Origin of the sequence: uncultured Maribacter sp., assembly GCF_963975365.1 — a bacterium.
In the GTDB taxonomy this organism is placed as follows: domain Bacteria; phylum Bacteroidota; class Bacteroidia; order Flavobacteriales; family Flavobacteriaceae; genus Maribacter.
In genome coordinates this window covers 1-16,086 of sequence record NZ_CAXBGF010000021.1, presented here as the reverse complement: position 1 = coordinate 16,086, position 16,086 = coordinate 1, and the positions used below count along the sequence as shown (strand labels likewise).

15 protein-coding genes and 1 pseudogene are annotated in these 16,086 nt (G+C 37.2%); 3 read left to right on the top strand and 13 right to left on the bottom strand.

The genetic code is table 11. From position 1 onward, the window contains the following. The first annotated feature begins 80 nt into the window (after nucleotides 1–80). On the top strand, nucleotides 81–818 hold the full coding sequence (locus AACZ49_RS17190; RefSeq protein ID WP_339657329.1) for an ABC transporter permease: 738 nt from the start codon (nucleotides 81–83) through the stop codon (nucleotides 816–818). Continuing rightward, nucleotides 818–1,585: an ATP-binding cassette domain-containing protein gene (locus tag AACZ49_RS17185; protein WP_339657328.1), complete on the top strand. Its 768-nt coding sequence runs from the start codon at nucleotides 818–820 to the stop codon at nucleotides 1,583–1,585. The genes AACZ49_RS17190 and AACZ49_RS17185 overlap by 1 nt, the downstream gene beginning before the upstream one ends. Here AACZ49_RS17185 and AACZ49_RS17180 read toward each other — a convergent pair. From AACZ49_RS17180 to AACZ49_RS17135, 10 genes are all read right to left on the bottom strand, one after another. Beyond that, the gene (locus tag AACZ49_RS17180; protein ID WP_339657327.1) at nucleotides 1,582–3,051 is read right to left on the bottom strand and encodes a DUF389 domain-containing protein; all 1,470 of its coding nucleotides are present in this window, start codon (nucleotides 3,049–3,051) and stop codon (nucleotides 1,582–1,584) included. The two genes, AACZ49_RS17185 and AACZ49_RS17180, sit on opposite strands and share 4 nt — an antisense overlap. A gap of 6 nt (nucleotides 3,052–3,057) precedes the next feature. Then, nucleotides 3,058–4,137 (bottom strand): mannose-1-phosphate guanylyltransferase, encoded by a 1,080-nt coding sequence (locus AACZ49_RS17175; protein ID WP_339657326.1) that lies wholly within the window; start codon nucleotides 4,135–4,137, stop codon nucleotides 3,058–3,060. Beyond that, nucleotides 4,130–4,741: a SprT-like domain-containing protein gene (locus AACZ49_RS17170; protein ID WP_339657325.1), complete on the bottom strand. Its 612-nt coding sequence runs from the start codon at nucleotides 4,739–4,741 to the stop codon at nucleotides 4,130–4,132. Before AACZ49_RS17170 ends, AACZ49_RS17175 begins: the two co-directional genes overlap by 8 nt. A 1-nt stretch (nucleotide 4,742) precedes the next feature. Next, nucleotides 4,743–5,420 (bottom strand): SDR family oxidoreductase, encoded by a 678-nt coding sequence (locus tag AACZ49_RS17165; protein WP_339629095.1) that lies wholly within the window; start codon nucleotides 5,418–5,420, stop codon nucleotides 4,743–4,745. Then, nucleotides 5,420–6,469: a M28 family peptidase gene (locus AACZ49_RS17160; protein ID WP_339629096.1), complete on the bottom strand. Its 1,050-nt coding sequence runs from the start codon at nucleotides 6,467–6,469 to the stop codon at nucleotides 5,420–5,422. The genes AACZ49_RS17165 and AACZ49_RS17160 overlap by 1 nt, the downstream gene beginning before the upstream one ends. Nucleotides 6,470–6,553: 84 nt before the next feature. Further along, a complete protein-coding gene (locus AACZ49_RS17155) occupies nucleotides 6,554–8,191 on the bottom strand; it encodes a 2-oxo acid dehydrogenase subunit E2 (RefSeq protein WP_339629097.1) in 1,638 nt (545 codons plus the stop codon). Nucleotides 8,192–8,195: 4 nt separating this feature from the next. Next, nucleotides 8,196–9,194 (bottom strand): pyruvate dehydrogenase (acetyl-transferring) E1 component subunit alpha, encoded by a 999-nt coding sequence (gene pdhA / locus AACZ49_RS17150; RefSeq protein ID WP_339657324.1) that lies wholly within the window; start codon nucleotides 9,192–9,194, stop codon nucleotides 8,196–8,198. 353 nt (nucleotides 9,195–9,547) lie between these two features. Beyond that, nucleotides 9,548–10,036 carry a cytidine deaminase gene (gene cdd, locus AACZ49_RS17145; RefSeq protein WP_339657323.1) on the bottom strand — a complete coding sequence of 163 codons (489 nt, stop codon included), beginning with the start codon at nucleotides 10,034–10,036 and terminating at the stop codon, nucleotides 9,548–9,550. Between the two features lie 136 nt (nucleotides 10,037–10,172). After that, a complete protein-coding gene (gene porV / locus AACZ49_RS17140) occupies nucleotides 10,173–11,327 on the bottom strand; it encodes a type IX secretion system outer membrane channel protein PorV (RefSeq protein ID WP_339657322.1) in 1,155 nt (384 codons plus the stop codon). Between the two features lie 233 nt (nucleotides 11,328–11,560). Beyond that, complete coding sequence (locus AACZ49_RS17135) at nucleotides 11,561–11,983, bottom strand: cupin domain-containing protein (protein WP_339657321.1); 423 nt, start codon at nucleotides 11,981–11,983, stop codon at nucleotides 11,561–11,563. Between the two features lie 13 nt (nucleotides 11,984–11,996). Between AACZ49_RS17135 and AACZ49_RS17130 the strand changes: the two genes are divergently transcribed. After that, nucleotides 11,997–12,263 carry a hypothetical protein gene (locus tag AACZ49_RS17130; RefSeq protein ID WP_339657320.1) on the top strand — a complete coding sequence of 89 codons (267 nt, stop codon included), beginning with the start codon at nucleotides 11,997–11,999 and terminating at the stop codon, nucleotides 12,261–12,263. 41 nt (nucleotides 12,264–12,304) lie between these two features. Here the strand turns inward: AACZ49_RS17130 and AACZ49_RS17125 are convergent, their stop codons facing one another. The 3 genes and pseudogenes from AACZ49_RS17125 to AACZ49_RS17115 all read right to left on the bottom strand — a co-directional run. Further along, nucleotides 12,305–13,561 carry a putative metal-binding motif-containing protein gene (locus AACZ49_RS17125; protein ID WP_339657319.1) on the bottom strand — a complete coding sequence of 419 codons (1,257 nt, stop codon included), beginning with the start codon at nucleotides 13,559–13,561 and terminating at the stop codon, nucleotides 12,305–12,307. Between the two features lie 66 nt (nucleotides 13,562–13,627). Then, nucleotides 13,628–14,017, bottom strand: coding sequence for a hypothetical protein (locus AACZ49_RS17120; RefSeq protein ID WP_339657318.1), 390 nt, complete (start codon nucleotides 14,015–14,017; stop codon nucleotides 13,628–13,630). A 78-nt stretch (nucleotides 14,018–14,095) separates the two neighbouring features. Then, nucleotides 14,096–16,086, bottom strand: a pseudogene (locus AACZ49_RS17115) (hypothetical protein); the annotation flags it as partial.

Here is a 16,086-nt window from a genome sequence, read left to right as displayed (position 1 = left end):
TTTACACCTTTAAAGATTAAACCGAGGTTAAATCAAGTCCTTTATTGTTATTTTTACGGTAAGAATTCTATTTTTAATCAATGAACTATTTAGCATCTGTAGGAAGCTATGCAATTATGATCCGTGAGGTTTTTAAAAAACCAACCAAATGGAGAATAATGAAATCCCTTATTTATAAAGAAATAGACGAATTGATTTTCAGCTCTCTGGGTATTATCATTTTCATTTCTTTCTTTATTGGTGCCGTTGTTGCAATACAAACCGCACTTAACTTAACGAACCCTTTAATACCACGCAATCTAATTGGTTTTGCTACCAGACAATCTGTTATACTAGAGTTTGCACCTACCTTCGTATCTATTATAATGGCCGGTAAAGTAGGTTCGTATATTACCTCTAGTATTGGTACGATGAGAGTAACCGAACAAATAGATGCGTTGGAGGTAATGGGTGTAAATTCATTAAATTACTTAGTCTTCCCAAAGATTATAGCGATGCTTTTTTACCCTTTTGCAATTGCAATTTCTATGTATGTTGGAATCTTTGGTGGTTGGATGGCCGGTGTGTTTGGCGGATTCTTGACGAGTACCGATTTTATAACCGGACTACAAACAGATTTTGTGCCTTTTCATATCGCCTATGCTTTTATTAAGACATTAATATTTGCTTTTATAATTGCTACTATACCTTCCTTTCATGGGTTTTACATGAAAGGTGGAGCCTTAGAAGTTGGCAAGGCCAGTACAACGTCTTTTGTTTGGACTAGTGTTGTTATCATCATATTGAATTATATTTTAACCCAACTTTTATTAGGATAATGATAGACGTTCAAGACATACACAAATCATTTGGAGACGCTCATATCCTTAAAGGTATATCCACCACTTTTGAAAAAGGAAAAACCAATTTAATCATTGGCCAAAGTGGTTCTGGTAAAACCGTATTTCTTAAATGCTTATTAGGTTTGTTTGTGCCGGAACAAGGCAATATTGTTTACGATGGAAAGAAATACGCTGAACTTTCAGATGACAAAAAACGAGATTTAAGACAAGAAATGGGTATGGTCTTTCAAGGAAGTGCTCTTTTTGATAGCATGACGGTAGAAGGCAATGTAATGTTTCCGTTAGAAATGTTTACAAAGCAATCTAAATCAGAAATGAAAGATCGCGTCGATGCAGTACTTAAAAGGGTAAATCTTGTTGATGCGCATCACAAATTTCCTTCTGAGATTTCTGGTGGTATGCAGAAAAGAGTTGCTATTGCACGTGCCATTGTAATGAATCCTAAATATCTATTTTGCGATGAGCCAAATTCTGGCCTCGATCCAAAAACCGCTATTCTAATAGATGACCTCATCAAAGAAATTACCGAAGAATATAACATTACTACTGTCATCAATACACATGACATGAACTCGGTAATGCAAATTGGAGAAAAAATTATTTTTCTAAAAGATGGCCTTCTTGAATGGGAAGGTACAAAAAATGAAATTTTTAAAACAGATAATGAAGCGGTGACCAATTTCGTATACTCATCTGATCTCTTTAAGAAAGTACGCCAGATGTATATACAAGAACAAAATTAATCTTTGGGTATTTCCTTTAGTTGAATACTTTTATTATTCAGCCTCAATCGCAGCCAGTCCTGTAGTTTATTCATATCTTTTACAATCTCAGCTCTATTTGTTTCCTTTTTCCAAGTCACTTCAAACAATGGAATACTATCCGTTTTACTAAAATCGGTAGAGATTAAATATGCGTAACCTAGTCGTTCTAAATTTTCGTAATTCGTTTTAGCTTCTAGGCTAATTTCCTTAAATGGAATTTGATTTGAAGAAATCTGATTTAGCCTAACCAACTCGCTTTCCAAAATTTTAATTTTTTCGTCTTTACTAGATAAAATACTCTTTTGAGATTCGTATAATTCATTTACGTATTTCAACTCATTCGCCTTTTCATTGCTTGAGCCCTGAACAATACTTAATTCACAATTTTTCAACTGTTTATAATCCAACATTTGATTTCTCCATGTGGCAATGACATTATCGGGTATCGCCTCATTGCCCATAAAAACCAGTTCAACTTTTGAATTTTCACCATCATTGAATTCAATATCACTAAAATCCTTTAAAAATTTACCTTCTCCAGTAAATTGGTAAGGCTCTATTTTCTCAACTATGAAATTATTTGCGTCTCTTGTGAACAGTGATTTTTGAAATACGTTATAGAAAGTAAATCCTGCAGGTATCATTACTAAAATAGCAAGCAAAGAAGCTAACCTACCTATTAATCGTCTTCTTTGAGAATTGACGTAACGAACCATTGGAAAACGTAACAACTTAATAACAAGAAATGTTGCTAACGCAATAAATATTGTATTAATCGTAAAAAGATATAAAGCACCGGTAGCATATGACCAATTTCCTATCGCCAAACCAAAACCTACCGTACACAAAGGTGGCATTAAAGCCGTAGCAATCGCAACACCAAAAATAACACTTGCGATAGTACCTTTTTTAGCACGAGCAATGACCAATGCCAATCCACCAAAAAATGCAATCAAAACATCCCTAATATCTGGCTCGGTTCTGGCCAAAAGCTCAGAAGATTCGTCACGTAAAGGAAAAAAATTAAAAAAAAGATAGGCAGTAATTACACTAAGAATTACCATGACCGTAAAATTCTTTAAGGACCTTTTTAAGGTATCAATGTCATTAATTGCCACTGACATACCAATTCCTAAAATAGGTCCCATAAGAGGGGAAATTAACATCGCGCCTATTACTACCGCTGTTGAATTCGCGTTTAACCCGATAGAGGCAATAAAAATAGAACAAATTAAAATCCAAGATGTGTGTCCCTTAAACGGTATATCGGCTATAATCGCTTCTTTCGTTGCATGTTGGTCTGTATTCGTACGAATATCCAACAACTCAGAAAGAAACTTTTTTATACTACCTAAAAGTCCTTGAAAGTCTTTTTTTACTTCCTCACTACCATTCCCCTCATTACCAGTTGGGTTGATATTATCTTGATTCAAATTATTCTCCATACTTATTTATGCAAATTCATCACCAAAGGTATCTTTCACCTTATTAAGTACTTGTTTAATATCTTGTTCTTTTGCTTTAGGATATATTAATAGTACCTCATCCTTATCTACAATAATATAGTCATTTAAACCATCTACTACAACTACTTTACCCGCTTTTGACCTAATCATATTACCACTTGCGTCTTGAGTTAAAACTCTAGCATTTACAATAGCATTATTATTTTCTTCTTTGTCAAGCTTGTCATATAATGAACCCCATGTACCCAAATCGTTCCAATCAAAAGTGGCCTCTAATACAAAGATCGAATTTGAATTTTCTAAAATAGCATAATCAATAGATATATTTTCAGCTTTAGGATAATTCTCTGATATAAATTTTCTCTCGTCTTCAGTATTGAAACAAACTAGACCATCTCTAAATAATTTGTATTGCTTTGGCTGATAGTTTTGAAAAGCATCCACGATAGTTTTTGCACTCCACATGAAAATACCAGCATTCCAAAGAAAATTACCTTGGGCAAGAAAATCTTTTGCAGTTTCATAATCAGGCTTTTCTCTAAACTGTTTTACTTTTTTAATTTGTGCAGCATCTGCTTTATTATATTCTATGTACCCAAAACCTGTATTAGGAAAAGAAGGCTTAATACCTAAGGTGCACAAAACATCTTCAGTTTCACATTTTTTAAAACAAGCGGTAACATCTTTTGCAAAAGCTTCTTCATCTTCGATCCAGTGATCACTAGGTGCTACTATCATTACTGCATCTTCATTCATTTTCTGAATTTTCAATGCAGCATATAATATACAAGGTGCCGTATTTCTCATTGCAGGCTCAAGAACCACTTGCTCTTGTTTCACCATTGGCAACTGCTTTAAGACCAAATCATTATACCGTTCATTAGTAAGAATTAAAATATTCTCAGTAGGCACAAACTTGTTTAATCTTTGAAATGTTTTTTGTATGAGTGTGCTACCCGTACCTAACATATCATGAAACTGCTTTGGATTCTCACTAGTACTTATAGGCCAAAATCTAGACCCTACTCCACCAGCCATTAAAACGGCGTAATAATTTTTATTCATATCGGCTTTTTATTAACTCTACTTCGGCGTTTGGTTGAAACAAAAACATTCTGCCAGTAGATATTTCTGTACATGCATAGCGCTTAGTTCGTTTGTTACCCTTTTTAAAAAGTTTACCATTATAAATACGAAAAACACTACCTATCGGTAATTCGTAAACGTAAGATTTTTCTGATTGTTGTTCGTCGTATTGTTTTAAAGCAATCGATAAGTGCGCATCGGTACCACTACTTGCCTTTGGATTTTTGAAATGTTTTGCCAATAATGGAAGTAGTTGAGAAGGAAAAACTTCTGGCCGAATAAAAGGCAGCATTAAATATTGGAATGTTCTTTTCCATTCCAATCCGTGTGGTTTAATATTCCGCCCATACTTTTCAAATGCTACTAAATGCGCAATTTCGTGAATTAGCGTAATTAAAAATCGATATTTATTGAGTGATGCGTTTACCGTAATTTGATGATTACCATCTTTTCTTCTTCTATAATCTCCATGCCGTGTTACGCGCTCATTAACTATTTTCAAATGAACTTGACTAACTCTAATGAGTTCAAAACAAGGTATAACTGCTGTTTCAGGAAGATATTTCGCTAAAGTTTGCTGCATTCTAAGGTGTACTACTACTGACTTGTAAAATTTTACCGTTATATAATTTTTGACCCTTCAAAGCGAAATCCATTACGTATTCAGCCATTTCTATTGCTGACACTGGTGCTTTATATCCCGGAAAAGCCTCTTCCAGCATTTCAGTCTGTACCGCGCCCAAAGCCAAGGCATTGAACGATGGTCCGGTCTCTTTAAATTCTTCTGCCAGCAATTCTGTAAGCGTAAGCACAGCTCCTTTACTTGAACTATATGCTGATAAGCCGGGAAATTTAGCGCTACCTTGAATACCGCCCATAGAACTAATTGTTACTACATGGCCTGTATTTGACATAAATGGAATTACCAATTTTGTTATCGCAGCAACACCAAATACATTGACCTCATAAACAGATTTAAACTCTTCTTCAGTAGTTTCTAAAAATGGCTTGTTCAACAATTTCCCAGCATTATTTATTAATGCCCTTACTTTTCCGTTATCTTTTAAATAGCTTGCTAGTTTTTCACGATCAAAAACTGATGATACATCGAAAGAAAATGCTTGAATATTCTTATGCTTAAGATCTTTAATCGGTTTTTCATTCCTAGATAATGCCAAGACCTTATATCCTGCATTTGCCAACAATTTGCTTAGCTCAAAACCAATTCCCCTACTTGTGCCCGTAACAATAATGTATTCCATTAATTATACCTTAATTCTTTAATTGGTGAATTTACAATTCCTGTTATCATTGGTATGGTTTCATTTACTATTGTCGCCATATGTATATAATTCATTAAAGAGGCCTCATCTCCCACTTTATGATATTCTCCAAAATTAGTAAAATCAAACGTGCTATACGTTTGAGAAGGAACACTAAAAACATCGTGAAACGAAGCATTGTCAGACCGTCTGAATAAATTAAATTCCTTTGCCTTCGGCAAAAATCCTACAAGATTTTTGCGTGCATACCTATTGCTAACCTCTGCCAAATTCGATAATTCATAACCGGTTAAATACAAACTATGGTCTTTACCAACCATTGGAACGCCAACCATTTCAAAATTAAGCATAGCATACAAATCTATATTCTTCTCTTTTAATTTATCGGCTAAATGTTTAGATCCAAGTAATCCTTTTTCTTCAGCAGAGAAAAGAGCAAAAATAATACTTCGTTTATTCTCTTCTAGTTCACCAAAATATTTAGCAAACTCTAGAACTGTAGTTGTCCCTGATGCATTATCGTTAGCTCCATTGGCTATACTATCAACAACTTGTCCGCTCATTAAACCAATATGATCATAATGTGCGCCTATTATTACGAACTCATTTTTAAGCTTTGCATCCGTTCCTGGCAAATACCCCACTACGTTAAAAGCTGTGCCATCAGAATAGTTTGACAATGTATCACGATAAGAAGAAAAATAAGGTTGAATATTATTCTTCTCAAATACATTTTGTATAAAGTCCGCAGCTTTGGAGATACCTTCACTACCGGTATCTCTACCTTGTAATTCATCAGAAGTTAGGTAAACCATAATATCCTCGATATTTTCAGGCGTACTATATGCTTTAAGCTTGGGAGCTAAATTAGATGATTTAACATCATCGCCATTGGATGTATTTTGCAAAACATCTCTTTTAATTCCTTCTATTTCATTAGTAGGATTCAAAACGGTTGACTGTTCTACTTTTGCTCCGCTACAACCAACCAACAAAAAACCAAATAAGCATGTAATAATATGTTTCATAATGATGCGCCTTTTAAAATCTAAAGATAAAAAAAAGCATCCTCTTCAAAGGATGCTTTTTTAATTCTATTTAAAATCATATTTCTATGCTAACATAGTCACTGGGTTTTCAACAAAATAACGAAGTGTCTGTAAAAATTGAGCTCCTACGGCACCATCAACAGTTCTATGGTCACAAGCTAAAGTCAACTTCATAGTATTACCAATTACAATTTCACCATTCTTAACTACAGGTTTTTCTACTATAGCTCCTACTGAAAGTATTGCTGAATTTGGCTGATTTATTATAGATGTAAATTCTAATATACCGAACATACCTAAGTTTGAAACGGTAAAAGTACTACCTTCCATTTCTGAAGGTGATATTTTTTTGTTTCGAGCTTTCCCAGCTAAATCTTTAACAGCACTACCAATCTGTGTCAAGCCCAATAAATCACAGTGCTTTACAACTGGAACCACTAAACCTTCATCAACCGCAACAGCAACACCCATATGAATATGCTGATGATACTTAGTTGTATCTCCATTCCACGAAGTATTTACTTGAGGATGCTTCCTAAGCGCCATTGCACATGCTTTTAACACCATATCATTAAAAGACACCTTAGTATCAGGCAAACTATTTATTTGAGCACGAGATTCTTTCGCATTATCCATATCTACCTCAATGGTTAGATAAAAATGCGGTGCATTAAATTTAGAATTACCAAGCGCTTTAGCTATTGCCTTACGCATGTTAGAATTCTTAACTTCTTTAGTACCTTCTTCACCTATTGGCAAAGCCATTGATATTGATTGAGAAACTACGCCTGACTCAGCCTTAACTGCCGAACTTACAACTGGTACAGCCGTTGTACTAGGCGTATAATTTTCAATATCTTTCTTGGTAATTCTACCATTATCGCCTGAACCAGAAACTTTTGCTAAATCGATTCCCTTGTCTTCTGCAATTTTCTTAGCTAAAGGTGATGCAAAAATTCTTTCACCTTCAGTTACCGTTTTTGAAACCTCTTTCTTATCAGAAGAATTTTCAGATTTTATTTCAACTCTTTTGCTTTCTGATGTAGATGATTTTTTACCACCTCCAGATTTATTACTTAAAACAGCATCAACATCAGTTCCATCAGGACCAATAACTGCCAAAACCGCATCTACAGGAGAAGATTCACCTTCTTGAATACCAATATATAATAACTTCCCAGAATAAAAAGACTCAAACTCCATCGTAGCCTTATCTGTCTCAATCTCAGCTAAAATATCTCCTTCTTCTACATCATCGCCAACCTTCTTCAACCAACTTGCCACCGTACCTTCTTCCATGGTATCACTTAAACGCGGCATTTTAATAATTTCAACCCCCTCAGGAATTTCAGCTCCGTTTTCAACTTCTTCCAAAGACTCTTCAGCAACATCCTCAACTAGTGAAGATTTATTTTCTGAAGCAGTTGCACTTTTACCACCGATTAAACCCGAAATATCTTCACCCTCTTTACCTATTATAGCCAACAGTGTATCCACCGGAGCAGCATCACCTTCTTGTACGCCTATATATAATAAGGTTCCTTCATTAAATGATTCGAATTCCATCGTCGCCTTATCAGTTTCGATTTCAGCCAACATATCACCTTCTTCAACTTTATCTCCAACGCTTTTTAACCATTTAGCAACCGTACCTTCTTCCATGGTATCGCTTAAACGGGGCATATTTACTACTATAGCCATCTACTTAAAATTTATGTTGAACAAATGGAAAATCCTCTTGTTCGTAAACCATATCATACAATTGATTCACTGGTGGATAATCTGATTCTTCTGCAAACTTCTCACACTCCTTAACCATCTCTTTGACATTTTTGTCAATTTCCTTGATTTCAGCGTCCGTTGCGTATTTGTTTTCCTTTATTATATCCAACACCTGAGTTATTGGATCTATCTTTTTATATTCTTCAACTTCATCCTTTGTTCTATAATGTTGTGCATCAGACATTGAATGACCTCTATATCTATACGTCTTCATTTCTAGAAAAGTTGGTCCGCCACCACTTCTAGCTCGGTCAATTGCCTTGCTCATTTCTTGCGCAACCGTAACAGGGTTCATACCATCAACCGGGCCACATGGCATTTCGTAACCTAAACCTAATTTCCATATTTCAGTTGAAAATGAAGTTCGTGCTACAGAAGTACCCATGGCGTATCCGTTATTTTCACAAACAAAAACAACCGGTAATTGCCATAACATAGCCAAATTAAATGTTTCGTGAAGAGAACCTTGTCGCACCGCTCCGTCACCCATATAACACAGAGTAACATTATCGCGACCTGCATACTTATCACCGAATGCCATCCCCGCACCAAGCGGAATTTGACCACCAACAATACCGTGGCCTCCATGAAAACGATGTTCTTTTGAAAAAATATGCATAGAACCGCCCATTCCTTTTGACGTTCCCGTTACTTTTCCATAAAGTTCAGCCATTACCATTTTTGGGTCTACACCCATACCAATGGGCTGAACATGATTTCTATAAGCAGTAATCATGCGGTCTTTAGAAAGATCCATTGCATGTAGGGCGCCAGCTAAAACCGCTTCTTGCCCATTATACAAATGAAGAAATCCTCTTACTTTCTGCTGAATATAAACAGCAGCCAATTTATCCTCAAATTTCCTCCAAAACAGCATGTCGGCATACCACTTTAAATACGTTTCCTTGGTGATTTTTTTCATCAATTTTAACTATTGGTTTTAAATTCTCTAAAGATACTAGGGGTTAGGTTCACCTAGGCATCGAAGAAGGACAAAAATACACATATAAATGAATCGATAAAAATAATAGAAGTAAATCAATTAAGAAATTATATGCTTAACAAAAACAGTAAAAAACGTGGGTATTCAAAATACCCTTCCCATGCTTCATTATGAAGTGACTTAAACTTATTGTGTGGAACCGAGAATTAGGGCTTTTGAGACCTAATGAAGACAATTTTCAGTAGCATAGCCTTAGCCACGGTAATCAAAATTGGGAAAATTAGGGTGCAAAATGCCAAATTCGTAGGTAAAAGAAAATGTTTAAACCATTTCTATTCTAAATAACTACTATTAAAGCCTAATGGTAGTAAATCTGCCACAGAATCACATTCTATTACACCACCGGTTTCACCCATTAACAAAATTCTAATCGGTTTAGCCTGTTTAAACTCATACTCTGAAATTGCTTGCCTACAATTACCACAAGGCGCTGCCGGCTCGCATACTTCATGATTTAATGCAGCAGCAGAAATAGCCATTGCTTTTATTTGAACACCTGGAAACTTAGCTCCTGCATAAAAAATAGCAACCCGCTCTGCACACAAACCCGATGGGTAAGATGCATTCTCTTGGTTGTTACCCTCTATTATTTCATTATTCTCCAGTAACACCGAAGCGCCAACAAAAAAATTAGAATAGGGTGCGTAGGCTCTTTTTCTAGCGCTTACCGCCGCAGACATTAACACGTTATCATCTTCGTTCAATTCACTTAACGAGTCATATAGGGTTACCTCAAAACTAATTTTTTTTTGAAAAGCCATAGTTACATTTTAAATATCAATCTACAAATTGAAGTGGTTTAAATATAAAGCATTATATATTTTAATTCTGAAATATCCCAACATAAAAAAAACCTGCAAGCTTGCAGGTTTTTTTTATTCAAATTTCTAACCAGGGTTAGTCATTAAGATATTCTTCCCCTAAATTAAACGTTAAGGAAAACCTTAAGGTATTTTCCAAAGGATTTCTAACTTGTGACGTTGAGAACAAATAAGACAAATCAATTTGAGCCGAATTAAACTTAAATCCTGCACCTAGGGTAAAGAATTTTCTAGAACCTTTTTCCTCGCTTTCATTAAAATATCCTGTTCTTACCATAAAAGCATCTTGGTATGTATACTCTGCACCTAACGCCCATGTAAATTCTTTTAATTCCTCACTGAAACCATCTGGCGCATCAGTAAAAGAATTGAACATACCACTGAAACCGCTTTCATTTTGATAAATATCATTATCTGCCGAATCAACATCACCATCATTATCATAATCTTGTGGAGTCGGAACAAGAAGTTTATTGAATTCGGTTGTTATGCCTATTACATTATCCTGATCTAAAATAAAATCGAAGCCTCCACCAAAGCTTAATTTACTCGGCAAAAAGTTTTCTTGTCCGCCAGCGTCGTATTGAATTTTACCGCCAATATTGGAAAGATTAAAACCTGCCCTCCATCTACCATCAAAATTATTGTAAGCTATCTCATCAGACCTATAATAACCTGCAACATCGACAGCAAAAGAACCTGCAGCTTTCGAATCTTCAGATCCATTTTGAGGTAATTTTAAATTTGACCTTATATACCTACCACCTACTGCCATTGAAAACGTAGGGCTTAATTTTAACGAATAAGAACCATCTAAGGCCAACTCATTGGGCTTTGCTATGGTACCGGGATCATTGGCAAATTGACGTAGCTCTATTTCACCTAAAGTGAAATAACGCAAACTAAGTGCAAATGCACTTTGATCATTTATCTTGTTGTAAAAACTGGCATTTAAAAGAGAGATATCGGTAATTATACTCTCTAAATAAGGCGTATAACTTACCCCTATTCCCATTTCACGTTCAGCAAATGCGAATTTTGCCGGGTTCCACTGCTGTGAAAAGGCATCTGTTGAAGTAGCAACGCCCATATCACCCATACCAGCTGACCTTGCATCGGCTGCTATCGTTAAAAAAGGTACTGCCGTGGTAATTACCCTGTTATTTTCTTGCGCAGATAATTTCCCGAAAAGGGCAAACATTAAAAGAATTAATATTTTTTTTATTTCCATAGTTGTTGGTTTAATTGGTAAAAATCAAGTTATACAAAAGAATATTAAAATAAATCGGTCGTATGACACGTAAACGAGGATATTATGAATTTCTTGCGTGCTTTAATCATTATTTTTTCACCAAACACCGACACTTAGACCTTACACCCCAGAACAAGCTTGTTCTTAAGCCATTGTGTTTAAAAATTCTAGACAATAACGAATGTTGATTATTTAAAAAATAAACGATAGAACTATCGATCCTTTTCTAAAACTGTTATCGGCAAATCGGTGACACCCGCATAAAAAACGACTATTTCAACTGGTTTATTGCCTTGATTGATACCATAATGTACTTTGTTTACCAGCTCCACAATAACATCTCCTGGTTTTAGATGCAAAACTTTATTAGCTTCATCAATAACAGTTAACTCCCCTTTTAAAATAATGCCAGAATTTATAACAGGATGGTGATGCTCATGCAATTTAGTTTTGGGTGGTATGGTAATTTTTAAAACGGTAACCTTTGGGGTACCATTGGGGTAGTTAGGCAACATATCGCCATTCCAACTGGTGGTGGTTTCGGCTAGTGTAACAACGCTAACAGTTGGTGCTTTTTTTGTAGCGCAAGAAACAAGCATCATTATTAAAATACTAAACCATACTATTTTTTTCATAATTATAAATGTAATGTATTCAACTTTTACAACTAACAATATAAGCAACTACACCATGCACAAAACCACTAAAAGTACCAAAGGCACTACTATAGCATCTCGCTGCGCTGCGGTCATACGTGGCGGTAAAAACCCTTTGGTGGCACTACTTACCTCCAATTGTGCCGAAACATTTGGTGTGGTGGTGCCTATACCTGTTTGGGAAAAGGTGGTTGCCGTGAATAATAAGGTCGCTAAAATTGTGAATAGTTATTTCATTAATGATATTGTATTGTTTTAAAGCTTCCTGACAAAGGCATTATTTTATAAATAGTTTACTTGTTAAAAAGCCCGAATTGCACGCACATTATAAGTATTTGACGAGTTTTTAATTTGTACACCATAGCAAGTTGAACAATTAGATCCGAACGACATGTTCCATACTCTTCTATCATCGGAATCTTGTGAAGAACTCCATCTAAAGCCTGACTCAAAAGCACTTCCTCCATTTACAACAGATCTATCATTTATAATCGTCTCATTATTGTTCATTTCAACTAACTCATCAATACTTGGCAAAAACCAATCAGTAAATCCGCCTCCATTATAAGCGCTTGCAAAACCTGCAGCATAATCAGTGCTTGTATCTCCTTGCATTTCTATAATTAATCTCGTGTTAGAAGCTCCATAGCCAATGCCTGTTTCATTGGCTCCTGTTTGTATTGCAACTAAATTTCTCCAGGGTTTTATACCTTGATCCTCTATGGCACATACCAAGCCAATATCTAAATCACCATCACCATCTAAATCAGTTGGCGTATCTGCTAGGTAAAAGACAATTCCCCCACCTACAAAACTACCTATAACTATATTATCTTCTTGCCCATCGCAATTATTATCAACTCCATCATTTGGAAATTCAAAAATAGAAGGATTAATTGATGCATCCGAATCGTCACAATCATCTGTTCCTGTTCCCGACAATTCATTCAACAAAAAACCATTGATTGGTCTTAAACATGAAACTACATCTGTGCCCACATAACCATCGCCATCTGCATCAACATACCAAACTGTTTCTGGATTTATTGCAACATCACTATCATCACAATCTGTATTATCAGCAACATAGCCCAAAGGTCTTAAAACTGAAGCAACAGTACTGTTGACATCTCCATATCCATCACCATCTAGATCTTGATAAAATGTAGTACTAGTAATGCCTGCCCAAGTTGGCAAACCACTAGTTAACGTTAAAATCTGCCCTTCGGTACCGGGTACTATGGTTACCCAAGCGCTGCCGTCCCAATACTGCATCTCACCAGCGGTGGTGCCATCTGGATTATCTTGATATGATACCCAACCCGATGCGGTTTTGTATTCTAACACATTGGCGGTAGTATTATACACAACCAAGCCAGTTGCTGGGCTTACTATATCATCTCGCTGCGCTGCATTCATACGTGGCGGTAAAAACCCTTTGGTGGTACTACTTACCTCCAACTGTGCCGAAGGATCCGGAGCGGTGGTGCCTATGCCGGTTTGGGCATAGGTGCCAGCGGATAGGAACAGGAAAAACAGGATGGTTAAATGTTTCATTTTCTATTAGGTTTTTATCAATTTTTATCAATCAGTTCATGGGGTTCTAGCTATTGTTTGGTTCACTTAATCTGCCCAGGTAGGTACGCCGTTTATAATCTTTAACACCTGCCCTTCGGTACCGGGTGCTATTACCAACCACGCTGTACCATCCCAATACCTCATCTGGCCTTGTGCTGTGCCGGGGGCAACTCCAGATTTAATCCAGGCGGTACCATTATAAACTTGCAGTTCGCCTTCAGTAGCGCAATCTGTACACCAAACTACTAGTCCTGCCACTGGTGCTGTTATTAAATTTCGTGCTTCTTTTGTCAATCGTGGCGGCAAAAACCCCTTGGTAGTACTACTTACCTCTAACTGTGCCGAGTCATCTGGAGCGGTGGTACCTATACCGGTTTGGGCAAAGGTACTGGCCGTAATTAAAAAGGCGGATAAAATGGTGAATAGTGGTTTCATTATTTAAATATTTAAAATGATATTATTTCCTCGTTATAAGCGAGAGGATTATTCTATTTATAAGTGAATAATATTATTTTAATACAAGCCTCTAAAACTTATCCATTGCGTACCATCGGATACTAGTTTTATCCAGTTGTTCTGCGCTTCTACACCCAGGCCTACCGTAACGGTTTTATTATTGGCATCTTGCCAAATTTGTTCGCTACTTGTAGTGGCTATGGTAACCTTAAAGGCAGTCATATTTTTAACAATATATTCTTTACCGCTTGCGCCTACGGCTGAGGGTAATGTAATGGTACTAGCTGAATCACCTGTGAAAATGATGTAATTATCGGTGGTTAATACCGTATAATCTGCAGTGGCTGTTGCTACGCTAATACTCGATGTAGTTGCAGGCGCACTCCATGCTAAAGTACCCGCACCATCTGTAGCCAATACTTGGTTAGCTAAACCATCTGTATCAGGAAGTGTATAGGCATTACCAACAGTTAAGGTACCAGCTGTTGTAGTGTTTCCACTAAAATCTACCACAAAGGCATCTGAAACATTTGCTTCATCGGTTCCATTACCAATAACAAAAGCAGGAGCGGTAGCATCCCAGTCTGGATTTGTTTCCACACTTCCTTTATTGTTATATTGACCAATGACTAAGGAGGCAAAATCTGAAGCAGTTGTATAATGGCCCATAGCCGTGGAATTGACGCCTGATGCGGTTGTACCATTCCCCATAGCGATAGAATTAGTTGATTTAGCCGTGGTGGATGACCCCATAGCTATGGAAGTACCACCACTAGCTATTGCACCACTTCCCATTGCAGTAGACATTAGACCACTAGCCGTTGTTTCATATCCTGCTGCAAAAGAAAACATTCCTGTTGCACCTAAAGTACTACTGTCTGTATAAGAAGTACTTAAATCTAAGGCCTTAAAACCAATGTTACCATATTCGTTAGGATCGGCATCTGATCTTCTATAGCCTGTATTTCCGTTTTCGCTTATACTAACCAAACCGGCTAAACTTTCGTTTGTTTTTATTTGGTAATCCAAAACTTCTAATGCCGAAGCCAAAGAAGTTTCAGCATTTATGTAATTTGTTTTACTACCTGGTACATAAGTGCCATCCGTTTCTAAACCTGCACCTGCCATGGCATCGTTTATTAGGGTGGTGTTGTTTGAAATATCCAGAGAAATCGTTGTTAAGGAGATAGATAATCCATCAATTTTCGATTGTGCAATGGCAGCATTTGCAGAGATATCTTCGTTGAGAATGGTTTCATTTAAAATTTTAGCAGTATTAATAGCATCAGCAGTGATAGAGACCCCATTGATGCCTATGGTTGCATCGCCTTGCACTTGTACAGCCTCAGTTTCTCCATTAGCATTTCCAATAAAGATGTAACCATCTGGCAGGCTTCCAATTTCTGTTTTTAAATTGTTTAAATCGGTTTCTACGTTAGTTATATATGCCGTATTACCTGAGATAGCATTCGCGTTTATAACAATCCCTGATATATCCTGAGAGGCTTTTAAGGACTCTAACCAATCAGCTTCACTTAAATCTGGGTCAGCATGGTTTGCCGCATAAACTTCATAAGCACTTAGGCCATCTTGTCCATCTGTTCCATTTATACCGTTTGTACCATCTGCACCGTTCCTTCCATCTATTCCGTCAGCACCGTCCAGACCTGCCGGGCCTTGTGGGCCCATCGGGCCTGTTGCACCGTCCAGACCATCAGCACCGTCTGCTCCGTACCTTCCATCTATTCCGTCAGCACCGTCTAAACCTGCCGGGCCTTGTGGGCCCATCGGGCCTGTTGCACCGTCCAGACCATCAGCACCGTCTGCTCCGTACCTTCCATCTATTCCGTCAGCACCGTCTAAACCTGCCGGGCCTTGTGGGCCCATCGGGCCTTGTGGGCCCATCGGGCCTGTTGCTCCGTCCAAACCATCAGCACCGTCAGCGCCGTCCAGACCTTGCGGGCCCATCGGGCCTGTGGCACCGTCCAAACCATCAACTCCGTCTACACCATCCAAACCTGCCGGGCCTTGCGGGCCCATCGGGCCTG

Coding starts and splice junctions, on each gene's coding strand:
- AACZ49_RS17190 (WP_339657329.1), top strand. CDS start 81: ATGAACTATTTAGCATCTGTAGGAAGCTATGCAATTATGATCCGTGAG.
- AACZ49_RS17185 (WP_339657328.1), top strand. CDS start 818: ATGATAGACGTTCAAGACATACACAAATCATTTGGAGACGCTCATATC.
- AACZ49_RS17180 (WP_339657327.1), bottom strand. CDS start 3,051: ATGGAGAATAATTTGAATCAAGATAATATCAACCCAACTGGTAATGAG.
- AACZ49_RS17175 (WP_339657326.1), bottom strand. CDS start 4,137: ATGAATAAAAATTATTACGCCGTTTTAATGGCTGGTGGAGTAGGGTCT.
- AACZ49_RS17170 (WP_339657325.1), bottom strand. CDS start 4,741: ATGCAGCAAACTTTAGCGAAATATCTTCCTGAAACAGCAGTTATACCT.
- AACZ49_RS17165 (WP_339629095.1), bottom strand. CDS start 5,420: ATGGAATACATTATTGTTACGGGCACAAGTAGGGGAATTGGTTTTGAG.
- AACZ49_RS17160 (WP_339629096.1), bottom strand. CDS start 6,469: ATGAAACATATTATTACATGCTTATTTGGTTTTTTGTTGGTTGGTTGT.
- AACZ49_RS17155 (WP_339629097.1), bottom strand. CDS start 8,191: ATGGCTATAGTAGTAAATATGCCCCGTTTAAGCGATACCATGGAAGAA.
- pdhA (WP_339657324.1), bottom strand. CDS start 9,194: ATGAAAAAAATCACCAAGGAAACGTATTTAAAGTGGTATGCCGACATG.
- cdd (WP_339657323.1), bottom strand. CDS start 10,036: ATGGCTTTTCAAAAAAAAATTAGTTTTGAGGTAACCCTATATGACTCG.
- porV (WP_339657322.1), bottom strand. CDS start 11,327: ATGGAAATAAAAAAAATATTAATTCTTTTAATGTTTGCCCTTTTCGGG.
- AACZ49_RS17135 (WP_339657321.1), bottom strand. CDS start 11,983: ATGAAAAAAATAGTATGGTTTAGTATTTTAATAATGATGCTTGTTTCT.
- AACZ49_RS17130 (WP_339657320.1), top strand. CDS start 11,997: ATGTATTCAACTTTTACAACTAACAATATAAGCAACTACACCATGCAC.
- AACZ49_RS17125 (WP_339657319.1), bottom strand. CDS start 13,561: ATGAAACATTTAACCATCCTGTTTTTCCTGTTCCTATCCGCTGGCACC.
- AACZ49_RS17120 (WP_339657318.1), bottom strand. CDS start 14,017: ATGAAACCACTATTCACCATTTTATCCGCCTTTTTAATTACGGCCAGT.